2 protein-coding genes are annotated in these 12,227 nt (G+C 72.3%); both read right to left on the bottom strand.

The features are described 5' to 3' along the window. Positions 1-1,972 (bottom strand): condensation domain-containing protein (locus BCL76_RS38175; protein WP_146228525.1); only part of this gene is annotated, 1,972 nt, incomplete at its 3' end. 535 nt (positions 1,973-2,507) lie between these two features. Next, positions 2,508-12,218, bottom strand: a complete 9,711-nt coding sequence (locus BCL76_RS38170) for a non-ribosomal peptide synthetase (RefSeq protein WP_309136890.1) — start codon at positions 12,216-12,218, stop codon at positions 2,508-2,510. Between the last annotated feature and the right edge of the window lie 9 nt (positions 12,219-12,227).

The following is a 12,227-nucleotide window of genomic DNA, read 5'->3' as shown; positions in this document are numbered from 1 at the left end:
CGAACACCGACACCAAATTCGCCAACGCCCCATGACCCACCCCCACACCCTTCGGACGACCCGTCGAACCCGACGTATAGATCACATAGGCGAGGTTCGCGGGGGTGGTGTGCCTGGAGGGGGCGACGGCGGGCATGTGGTCGAGGCCGGTGAGGGTGGCGGGGTCGTCGAGCCAGACGACGTGTTCGACGCCGAGCCGGGCGGCCGCGCCTTCGGCGGCGTCGCGGGTGCTGACGACGGCACGGGCTCCGCTGTCGCGGAGGATGTAGGACAGGCGCTCCTCGGGGTGCTCCGGGTCCAGCGGTACGTAGGCGCCGCCGGCCTTCCAGACGGCCAGGATGCCCACGAGCATGTCGAGGCCGCGGGGAAGGCAGAGGCCGACGACCGATTCGCTGCTGACGCCGAGGTCGAGGAGGTGGTGGGCGAGGCGGTTGGCGCGGGTGTCGAGCTCCGCGTACGTGAGTTCCGTGCCCTCGAAGACGGCGGCGACGGCCTCGGGGGTCAGCTGCGCGTGTGCCTCGAAGAGGTCGGGGACGAGGGCGGCTTCGTCGTCGGTCGTGGTGGCGTTCCACTGGTGCAGGATCAGGTCGCGCTCGGTCTCGGTGAGCACGTCGACGGCGCTGAGGCGGGTGGCGGGGGCGGTGACCAGCGCGGTGAGGGCGCGGGCGAGCCGCTCGGCGAGCTGGGTGGCCGTGTCCTGCTCGAACAGGTCGGCGGCGACGATCACGGATCCGTGCAGGCCCGAGGGAGCGCCTTCGGCGTCGACGTGCTCGTCGACGGCGATCTCGAGGTCGAACTTCGCGATCTTCTTGAGGTTGGCGGTCACGTCGTCGGTGGCGACGTCGGCGAGCGAGCCGGCGCGTACGGCTCCGAGGTCGACCTGCGCCTGGGTGGCGTGGTCGACGGAGAGCATGACCTGGAAGAGGGGGTGGCGGGCGAGGGAACGGGCCGGGGCGAGCTCCTCGACGAGCTTCTCGAACGGCACGTCCTGGTTCGCCATCGCCGCCAGGCTCGTCTCGCGCACCCGGTTCAGAACCTCACGGAACGTCGGGTCGCCGGACAGATCCGTCCGCAGGACGAGCGTGTTGACGAAGAAGCCGACCAGGTCTCTGAGGGCCACGTCGGTGCGGCCGGCGACCGCGGTGCCGACGGGGATGTCGGTACCGGCGCCGAGCTTCGACAGCGTCATCGCGAGGACGGCCTGGAGGGCCATGAAGGTGGTGACGCCTTCGGCGCGCGCGAGGTCCCGCAGGCGTGCGTGGACGTCGGCGGGGACGCTGAAGGGGGCGCTGAGTCCCTGGTGGGAGGGGACGGGCGGGCGGGGGTGGTCGAACGGCAGGGCCAGTTCCTCGGGGGCGTCGGCGAGTGTCTCGCGCCAGAAGGCGACCTGGCGGGATCCGACGCTGTCGGGGTCCGCCGAGTCGCCGAGGAGCTCGCGCTGCCACAGCGCGTAGTCCGCGTACTGCACCGGCAGCGGCTCCCACACCGGGTCCTCGCCCGCGCACCGCGCCGCGTAGGCGGTGGAGAGGTCCTGGGCGAGCGGACGCTTGGAGTAGCCGTCGCTCGCGATGTGGTGGACGAGCAGCGCGAGGGCGTGCTCGTCGGGTCCGGCCGAGAACAGCCAGGCCCGTAGCGGGAGTTCGATGGAGAGGTCGAAGGTGTGCCCGAAGACTCCGGCGACGGCGCCGGCCAGGTCCGCCGGGGTCGCGGCGTCGGGGAGTTCCACCGTCTGCAGGGCCCAGTCCAGGTCGCCCATCTCGTGGATGTGCTGGTGGGGTTCGCCGTCCTCGACGCGGAAGGTGGTGCGCAGGACCTCGTGGCGTGCCAGGACGTCCCGCAGCGCCGCTGCCAGCGCGTCCCGGTCCACCGCGCCGGTCAGGCGGAGGGACACCGGGATGTTGTACGTCGCGCTGGGGCCCTCCAGCTGCTGGATGAACCACAACCGACGCTGCGCGAATGACAACGGAATCATCGGGAACCTTCCTGGCTTCGTCCCTGCCGCAACGCCGGCACAGGCTGACTGTCAAGCGTCTGCCGTCGTTCGCCCCGCACGGGGAAAGGTCCCGTGCGGCAGCGACGCCGGCGTGGTGTGCACGTCCCTGTACGACCCTGGGGAAATCAAGTGCGTGCACCAGGTGAATCTGGTCAATAAATATCCGCAGGAGCTCTGGCGGGCCTCTGCGGAAACTGCTTGCGAAGAACGGGAATTCGCCGGGACCAAATTTTTGATGCGTCGCTCCCCCGTGATGGCGCGAACCACTATGACCCAGCGCCCATCGGCGATCAATCGTCCGCCTTCACGCCGCGATCGACTCGAAGGGCTAGCGGAAACCCGCATCTCACAGAGGGTTCTCGGTCTCGTTCAACCGCCCCTGGGCACCAGTTGAACGTGACCCGCACGCACTTCGGCCGCCTTATCCGATTTCTCGTACAAGGCGGCCGATTCGCTTGTCAACGCGTATGTGATTGTTCAGATTGAACGCACTGGATTCCTCGTGCTTTTCGTGTTACGAGGCACTCCGATCGCGCATCGGCCGCAGGGCCGGACGGTTCGACTTCTCCGTGCCGAGCTGTGTCGCGAGACCGGCGGGGGTGGGGAAGTTGAACAGGGACCGGATCTCGACGTCGACGTCGAGGGCCGCGCGGACCTGGACGATGAGTTCGGTCGCGAGCAGCGAGTGGCCGCCCAGGGCGAAGAAGTCGTCGTCGACTCCGACCTTGTCCAGCCGCAGCACCTGGGCGAAGGCCTCGCACAGCGCGCGCTCCTCGCGGGTGGCGGGCTCCCGTCCCTGGCTGGAGGGTCCGCCGGAGGTGAGGGTGCCGGGTGCGGGCAGGGCCTTGCGGTCGAGCTTGCCGTTGCCGGTCAGCGGCAGGGCGTCCAGGACGACGACCGCCGACGGGACCATGTGCTCCGGCAGCCGCTGCGCCGCGAACTCCTTCAGCGACGTGGTGAGTCCGGCCTTCTCGTCGGGCTCCAGGTCGCCGGCGACGACGTAGGCGACGAGCCTGCGGTCACCAGCATTGTCCTCGCGGGCGACGACCGCGGCCTGGTCGACCAGCGGGTGGGCGGCGATCACCCCTTGGACCTCGCCGGGTTCGATGCGGTAGCCGCGGATCTTGACCTGGTCGTCGGCCCGGCCGAGGAACACGACCTGCCCGTCCGCCGTCCACTTCGCACGGTCACCCGTGCGGTACATCCGCTCGCCCTGCTCGTACGGGTTGGCGACGAACCGCTCGGCGGTCAGAGCCTCCCGGCCCACGTACCCACGCGCCAGGCCGGCACCGGAGACGTACAGGTCTGCCGTCACACCGACCGGGACCGGCTGAAGACGCGAATCGAGCAGGTAGAAACGGGTGTTGGCGATCGGCGTGCCGACCGGGACGGTCCCGTCGGCGATCCCCTCGGCCGTCAGCCTCGTGGTCGCGATACCGATCGTCGTCTCGGTCGGGCCGTAGTGGTTGTGGACCGTCCGCTCACCCGCTGCCGCGAGGAGTTCCCGCAGCCACGGCGTCGACGCGGCCTCGCCGCCGAGGACGAGCGACCGGGCGGGCAGTACGCCCTCCATGCCCGCCGCCGACAGGGCGGCCAGGTGCGAGGGAACGGCCTTGAAGTGGTCGATCCGGTGTTCCGTGAGGTACGCGGACACCACCTTCGGGTCGGTGACCGCACCCTCCTCCAGGATGTGGAGTTCACCACCGGTGGTCAGGCTCGCGAAGACCACGGTGTTACCGAGGTCCGTCGCCTGCGCCTGGAGCAGCGCGTAACGGGCACCCTCGCCTGCGAAGCCGAGGCGGTCGGGGACCGAGGCCGTGTAGTTCGCCAGGCCGCCGTGCGTGACCGCCACACCCTTGGGACGGCCCGTCGAACCCGAGGTGTAGATCACGTACGCCAGGGACTGCGGGTCGACCGAACGTCCGGGGCGGCCGGTCGGGGCGGCGGCGAGCTGCATCTCGACGAACGTGTCGTCGATCGCCACGAGACGCGAACGGCCCGCGGGCAGTTCGTCGAGGATCTCCTCCGTCGTCAGCGCCAGCGCCGCACGGCTGTCGCGGAGCATGTACGCGATCCGGTCCGTCGGCTGCGCCGGATCGATCGGCAGATAGGCGGCTCCCGCCTTCCAGACACCCAGGATCGCGGCGATCACGTCCACACCACGCGGCAGACACAGACCGACCACCGACTCCGCACCGATGCCCTGACCGGTGAGGTAGTGCGCGATGCGGTTGGCCCGGGCGTCCAGTTCGCCGTACGAGATCGACGTACCGCCGGAGACGACCGCCGGGGTCTCGGGAGCGGCGGCCGCACGTGCTTCGAACCGCTCGTGGACCAGCGCCGGTCGGCCCTCGGTCGACGTGTCGTTCCAGACGGTCAGGACCCGGCGCCGCTCCTCCTCCGGCAGGATGCCGACCTCGCTCAGGCGACGGCCCGGATCCTGGGACAGTGCCTCCAGGAGGGTCGTCCAGGCGTCGGCGATGCGGCCCGCCCACTCCGGGTCGAACAGGTCGGTGGCCACGGTGACCGAGCCGCCGAGGCCGGCGGGGGAGCCCGTGGTGTCGAAGGTCTCCCCCACCATGACGTCGAGGTCGAACTTCACCGCGCGGTTGCCGGTGGACATGCCGCCGGTCCACGCGACGGCCGCTCCGGCCGCGTCGAGCCCGGACTCCACGGTGTTCTGCTTGGTCAGGACGACCTGGAAGAGCGGGTGGCGGGCCAGGGAGCGGGCCGGGGCCAGCTCCTCGACGAGCTTCTCGAACGGCACGTCCTGGTGGGCCATGGCCGCCAGGCTCCGTTCGCGTACCTGGTGCAGCAGGCCCCTTACGGTCGGGTCGCCGGACAGGTCGGTGCGCAGGATCAGGGTGTTGATGAAGAAGCCGACGAGGTCGTCGAGGGCTTCGTCCGTGCGGCCGGCGTTCGCCGAGCCGATCGGGATGTCGGTGCCCGCGCCCAGCTTGGAGAGCAGCATGGCCAGGGCGGCCTGCAGCACCATGAACACGGTGACGTCTTCCTCGCGGGCGAGCCTGACGAGCTCGGCGTGCACGTGCGGGGGGACGGTGAGCGGGACGCTGTGGCCCCGGTGCGAGGCCTCGGCCGGGCGCGGTCGGTCGAAGGGCAGGTCGAGCTCTTCCGGTGCCGCCGCCAGGGCCTCGCGCCAGTAGGCGAGTTGGCGGTTGATGACGCTGTCGGGGTCGTTCTCGTCGCCGAGGAGTTCGCGCTGCCACAGCGCGTAGTCCGCGTACTGGACCGGCAGCGGCTGCCAGTCGGGGGCCCGGCCCGCGGCGCGTGCCGCGTAGGCGGTGGAGAAGTCCCGGGCAAGGGGTGCCAGGGACCAGCCGTCGCTGGCGATGTGGTGGACCACGACCAGGAGGGCGCGTTCCTGTCCGGTGTCGAAGAGCGTCGCCCGGATCGGGATCTGCGTGGACAGGTCGAAGGCGTGCGCGGAGGCCTTGTCGACGGCGGTGGCCAGGTCCTGGGGTGCGACGGTACGGATCTCGGCGTGCCAGTCGAGTGTGTCGAGGGGGCGGACGTCCTGGTAGGGCTGGCCGTCGTCCGCCGTCGGGTAGACCGTGCGGAGTACTTCGTGGCGGTCGATGACGTCGCGGAGGGCGGCGTCGAGGGCGTGCGGGTCGATCTCGTCGGTCGTGGTGACGGCGATCGGGCTGTTGTAGGTGGCGCCGGCTCCCTCCAGCTGGCCGATGAACCACAGGCGCTGCTGGGCGAAGGAGAGGGGAACCCGCTGCGGGCGGTCCCCGGCGGTGAGGGCGGGGCGTGTGCCGGCCGCGTCGTCGAGGCGGGCGGCGAGGGCGGAGACGGTCGGGGCGTCGAAGAGCACCCGGATGTCGAGGTCCACGTCGAGGACGGCGCGCACGCGGCTGGCGAGGCGCACGGCGAGCAGGGAGTGGCCGCCGAGGGCGAAGAAGTCGTCGTCGACGCCGACGGACTCGATGCCGAGGACCTGGGCGAACACCCCGCACAGGAGTTGTTCGCGCAGTCCCTGCGGGTCGCGTTCGGCGGGGGTCGCGGTTCCCTGGGTGTGGGGTGCGGGCAGGGCGTCGCGGTCCAGCTTGCGGTTGACGGTCAGGGGCAGGGCGTCGAGGGCGACGACCGCCGAGGGGACCATGTAGTCGGGCAGTCGGGCGGCGGCGTGGGCCTGGAGGGCGGCGGTGTCGGACGCGGTCCAGACGGTGGTGTCCGGGGCGGGTACGACGTAGGCGACGAGGCGCTTGTCGCCGGGGGTGTCCTCGCGGGCGATGACGGCGGCCTGGGCGACGGTGGGGTGTTCCGCCAGGACGGCGGTCACTTCGCCGGGTTCGATGCGGAAGCCGCGGATCTTGACCTGGTCGTCGGTCCTGCCGACGAAGACGAGCCGGCCGTCCGCCGTCCACTTGGCGCGGTCGCCGGTGCGGTAGAGCCGCGATCCGTCGTCGGCGAGGTGGTTGGCGACGAACCGTTCGGCGGTCAGGCCGGGCCGTCCCAGGTAGCCGCGGGCCAGGCCGACGCCGGTGACGTACAGCTCGCCCGCGACGCCGGCCGGGGCCGGTGCCAGGGACTCGTCAAGGACGTACACGCGGGTGTCGAGGACGGGGGTGCCGATGGCGACGTCGTCGGCGAGCGGGTCGCAGCGCCACAGGGTGGCGTCGACGGTCGTCTCGGTGGGTCCGTAGGAGTTGAACAGGGTGTGGGTTCGGGCCCAGCGGGCCATGACGTCGGGCGGGCAGGCCTCTCCGGCGATGACGAGGACGGTGTCCGCGGGGAGGGAGGTCTCGTCGAGTGTGGCGAGGACCGCGGGCGGCAGGGTGGCGTGGGTGACGCGCTGCTCGGTGAGGTGTGCGGGCAGCGCGTCGCCGAGGCGGCGCTCGGGCGGGACGACCACGAGGGTCGCGCCGGAGAGGAGGGCCATGAGCCATTCCCAGCCGAAGGTGTCGAATCCGGCGGAGGCGAATTGGGCGACGCGGGCGCCGGGGCCGACTCCCAGGGACCGGATGTGCCCTTGGACGAGGGCGGCGACGCCGGTGTGCGGGACGAGGACGCCCTTGGGGCGGCCGGTGGAGCCGGAGGTGTAGATGACGTAGGCCGGGTGGGTCGGCAGGAGTGCCGGGGCGCTCGTGACGTCCGTGCTCGTGGCGTCCGTGCTCGTGCCGGTGGGGTTCGGGTCGGTGGGGTTCGGGTCGGTGGCGAGGGCTTCGCCGAGCAGGGCCGTGTCGGTGTGGGAGGCCGGGATCTTGGCTGCGGTGGTCTCGGAGACGAGGACGAGCGCGGGGGCCGCGTCGCCGAGCATGTAGGTGACACGTTCGGCGGGGTAGTCGGGGTCGAGCGGCATGTAGGCGCCGCCGGCCTTGACCACGCCGAGCAGGGCCGTGATCAGATCGACGCCCCGGTCCAGGCAGACGGCGACCACGGTCTCGGGGCCCACGCCCCGGCCGGTGAGGTGGCGGGCCAGGCGCTGTGCGCGGGCGTCGAGTTCGGCGTACGTGATCTCCGCGGTGGTGTCGGACACGGCGATCGCGTCCGGGGTGCGGGCGACGTGGGCGGCGAACAGGTCCCCGATCGTGGCGGGTTCGAGGTCGGTGGCCGTGTCGTTCCACTCGACGAGCATGCGGTGCCGCTCGGCCGCGTCGAGGACGGGGACCGCGCTGAGCCGGGTGCCGGGGTCGGCGGTGACCGCGTCGAGCACCTGGGTGAGGCCGTCGACGATACGGCGTACGGTGTCGGGTTCGAACAGTTCGGCCGCGGCGGTGACCTCGCCGCGGACGCCGGCCGGGGCGCCGTCGGCGTCGAACGCCTCGCCGACGATGACGTCGAGGTCGAACTTGGCCTTCGCCGGGCCCGTGCCGAGGGCGCGGACGTCGAGGCCGGGGAGTTCGACGACGGCCTCGGCCGTGTTCTGCAGGGTCAGCATGACCTGGAAGAGGGCGTGCCGTGCCAGGGAGCGGCTGGGCGCGAGCTCTTCGACGAGCCGTTCGAAGGGCACGTCCTGGTGGGCGAAGGCAGCGAGGCTGTTCTCCCGTACGCGGGCGAGGACGTCCCTGAACGTCGGGTCGCCGCTCAGGTCGGTGCGTAGGACGAGGGTGTTGACGAAGGAGCCGACCAGGCCGTCGAGGGCTTCGTCGGTGCGGCCGGCGTGGGGCGAGCCGATCGGGATGTCGGTGCCCGCGCCCAGCTTGGAGAGCAGGATGGCGAGCGTTGCCTGCAGGACCATGAAGGTCGTGACGCCCTCGGCCCGTGCCACGTGCGCGAGGCGCGCGTGGACGTCGGCGGGGATGTCCACCGGCACGCTGTGGCCGCGGTGGGAGGCGACGGCCGGGCGGGTGTGGTCGAACGGCAGCGTGAGCTCTTCGGGGGCTCCGGCGAGCGCCTGGCGCCAGTAGGCGGCCTGGCGTCCGGTGACGCTGTCGTTGTCGCGTTCGTCGCCGAGGAGTTCGCGCTGCCACAGCGCGTAGTCGGCGTACTGGACGGGGAGCGGCTCCCAGGTGGGTGCCTGGCCCGTGGACCGGTCCGCGTAGGCGAGGGACAGGTCGTGGGCCAGGGGGCCGGTGGACCAGCCGTCGGTGGCGATGTGGTGCACGACGACGACGAGGACGTGGTCCTCGGGGGCGAGTTCGAGCAGGGCGGCGCGGATGGGGACCTCGTCGGCCAGGTCGAAGACGTGCTGGGCCACCTCGGCGACCGCGTCGGAGAGTTCCTCCGGCCGTACGGTGCGGACGGACGGCTCCCAGACGAGGTCGTCGAGGTCGGCGATCCACTGGTAGGGCTCGCCGTCGGCGACGGGGAAGCGGGTGCGGAGCACCTCGTGGCGGCCGATGACGTCCCGCAGGGCGGTGATCAGGGCGGGGCGGTCGAGGCGGCCGGTGAGCCGCAGGCCCATGGGGATGTTGTAGGTGGCGCCGGGGCCTTCGAGCTGGCCGATGAACCACAGGCGGCGCTGCGCGAACGACAGTGGGGTGCGTGCGGGGCGCGGCAGGGGCGCCAGGGCGGCGCGTGCCGTCTCCGCGCCGCCGAGTCGGCGCGCGAGCGCGGCGACGGTGGGGGCCTCGAAGAGGGTGCGCAGGGGTACCTCGATGCCGAGGACGGTACGGATGCGGCTGATGAGGCGGACCGCGAGCAGTGAGTGCCCGCCGATGGCGAAGAAGTCGTCGTCGACGCCGACCGCGGGGCGGTCGAGGACGTGGGCGAAGATCCCGGTGAGGATCTCCTCGCGCGGGCCGGCCGGGCCTCGGCCGGGGCTCGTGCCGTCGCCGTGGTCGGGGGTGGGCAGGGCCCGGTGGTCGAGCTTGCCGTTGGCGGTCAGGGGCAGGTCGTCGAGGGCGACGACCGCCGACGGGACCATGTAGGACGGCAGGCGGTCGGCGGCGTACCGGGCGACCTCGGCCGTGAGCGTCCGGTGGGCGGTCCGGCCGGGGGTTGCGGGCGCCACCACGTAGGCGACGATCCGCCGTTCGCCCGGGCTGTCCTCGCGTACGACGACGGCGGCGCGGTCGACGTCCGGGTGGGCGGCGACGACGGAGCGGATCTCGCCGAGTTCGATGCGGAAGCCGCGGATCTTGACCTGGTCGTCGGCGCGGCCGAGGTACTCGATCCGGCCGTCGTCCTTCCAGCGCACCAGGTCGCCGGTGCGGTAGAGGCGTTCGCCGCCGGTGGAGAACGGGTCGGCGACGAAGCGTTCGCCGGTCTGGGCGGGGCGTCCCAGGTAGCCGCGGGCGAGGCCGGGGCCCGCGACGTACAGCTCGCCGGTGGCGCCGACGGGGACCGGTGCGAGGGAGCCGTCGAGTACGTAGGCGCGGGTGCGGGCGATCGGTGTGCCGATGGACACGTCCTCGGCGTCCGGCTCGCAGCGCCAGTAGGTCGCGTCGACGGTGGTCTCCGTCGGTCCGTACGTGTTGAACAGGGTGCGGCCGCGCGCCCAGCGTCCGACCAGCTCCGGGGCGCAGGCCTCGCCGCCGATCTCGATGACGAGGTGCGGGGAGACGGCCTCCTCGTCGAGGCCCGCGAGGACGGCGGGCGGCAGGCTGGCGTGGGTGATGCGCTGTTCGGCGAGGAAGTCGGTCAGTTCCTTCCCGAGCCTGCGGTGCGCCGGTACGGGGACGAGGGCGGCGCCCGTGGTGAGCGCGAGTGCCCACTCAAGGCAGAAGACGTCGAAGCCGGCCGAGGCGAACTGCGCCACCCGCGAGCCGGGCCCGGTGCCGAAGCGTTCCGTGGCGGCCGCGAGGGTGTTGGCGAAGCCGCCGTGGGTGAGCAGGACGCCCTTGGGGCGGCCGGTGGAACCCGAGGTGTAGACGACGTACGCGGGATGCTCGGCGCGCAGCGCGATGTCGGGGGCCGTGGCCGGCAGCCGGTCGAGGGCGGCGCGGGTGCGGGCGTCGTCGACGAGGAGGACGGCGGCGTCCGTCGCGGGGACCCTGCTCCGGCCGGCGGTGGTGGCGAGGACCGCCATGGGGCGGGCGTCGCCGAGGATGTACGCGACGCGCTCGGCGGGGTGGTCGAGGTCGATCGGCAGGTAGGCGCCGCCGGCCTTGAGGACGGCGAGGAGTGCCGCCATCAGGTCGGGTCCGCGTTCCAGGAACAGCGCGACCACGGACTCGGGTCCGACGCCGTGCTCGGTGAGGTGGTGCGCGAGCCGGTTGGCGCGGGCGTCCAGTTCGCCGTAGGTGAGGTCCCCCGTCTCCGTCACGAGCGCAACCGCGTCGGGTGTGCGGGCGACGCGCTCGGCGAGCAGGTCGAGGACCGGTGCGGCCTCGGTGCGGGCCGTGGTGGTGCTCCACTCCCGCAGGAGCAGGTGCAGTCCTGCCTCGTCGAGTACCTGGACCGCCCCGAGGCGCGGTTCCTCGCCCTGGTCGAGTGCCGTCTCCAGGGCCGCGACGAGGTTGCGCGTGGTGGTCTCGACCAGGCGGCCGACCATGTGTGGGTCCACCGGGGCGACCGCGTCCACGGCCAGGCCGATGCTGTCGCCGTGGTCGTCGACCGAGAGGGCGATCGGGAAGTTGTCCCGCTCCTGCGCGAACCGCAGGGTGATGCCGTCGAGTTCGCGCGGGGTATCACGGCCGCCGGACAGGTCGGCGTGGTGGCGGTAGTTGAACAGGGCGGTGAACAGCGGGGTGTTGCCGTCGATGCCGCTGGCGCGCTGTGCCACGGCGAGCGGGGCGTGCTCGTGTTCCAGGAGCTCGGCCAGCTGGCCGCGCATCGCGGCGACGGCGGCGAGCACGCCCGGCCCGTCGGTGCGGACGCGTACGGGCAGGGTGTTCATGTACGGGCCGGGGACGCGGTCGGCGCCCTGACCCGCGTTCATGCGGCCGAACAGGATCGTGCCGAAGACGACGTCGTCGCGGCCGCTGACGGCGGCGAGGACGCGGGCCCAGACGAGGTGCATGACCGTGGCGGGGCTGGCGCCGGCCCGGCGGGACACCTCGCGCAGACGCGTGGTGAGGCCGGGGGCGAACGGCACCTCGACGCGGACGGACGTGGCGCCGTCGCCGTGGGTGTCGGCGATGCCGAAGGGTGCGGTGGGTTCGGTGACGTCGCCGAGGAGGTCGGCGAAGTAGCGTTCGTGCTCGGCGCGGGCGACGGCGCCGCGGGTCTGGGCGACGAAGTTCCGGAACGGCATCGGCTCGGCCAGTTCCCGGCCCCGACCTGCCAGGATCGTCTGGACCTCGTGGAACACGATCTCCAGCGCGGTGTGGTCACGGACCACGTGGTGGGCCCGCAGCAGACCGAGCCAGCGGCCGGTGCCGGGGACCTGGGCCGCGTGCATCCGCAACAGCGGGGCCCGGGTCAGGTCCATCCAGTTGCCGGCGACGGTCAGGAGCTGTCGCACCGGGTCGTCCTGGCCGTCGAGGGTGACCTCGGTGACGGGCAGGGTGCCGTGACGCCGGACCACCTGGACGGGCTCGCGCAGGCCCTCCCAGACGATGGAGGTGCGGTAGATGTCGTGGCGGTCGACCACCTGCTGGAGGGCCTCCGCGAAGGCGTCGAGACGCTCGCGCGAGTCGAACTCCAGGACGGTCGGCAGGACGTAGGCGTCGTCGTCGCCCTCGGCGAGGAGGTGGTGGAAGAGCAGGCCTTCCTGGAGCGGGGCCAGCGGGTAGATGTCCGCGATGTTGGGCGCCCCGCCGTCGACGGTGGCGACGATCCGCGCGATCTCCTCGGTGGTGAGGTCGACGAGTGGCAGCATGTCGGGGGTGATCGCGGTCGCGTCGGCCGGGATCAGGTTGTCCGGGACGCTCACCTGGACCGC

Source organism: Streptomyces sp. CG 926, assembly GCF_003148825.1.
In the GTDB taxonomy this organism is placed as follows: Bacteria; Actinomycetota; Actinomycetes; order Streptomycetales; family Streptomycetaceae; genus Streptomyces.
This window is presented reverse-complemented; position numbering and strand designations above follow the sequence as displayed.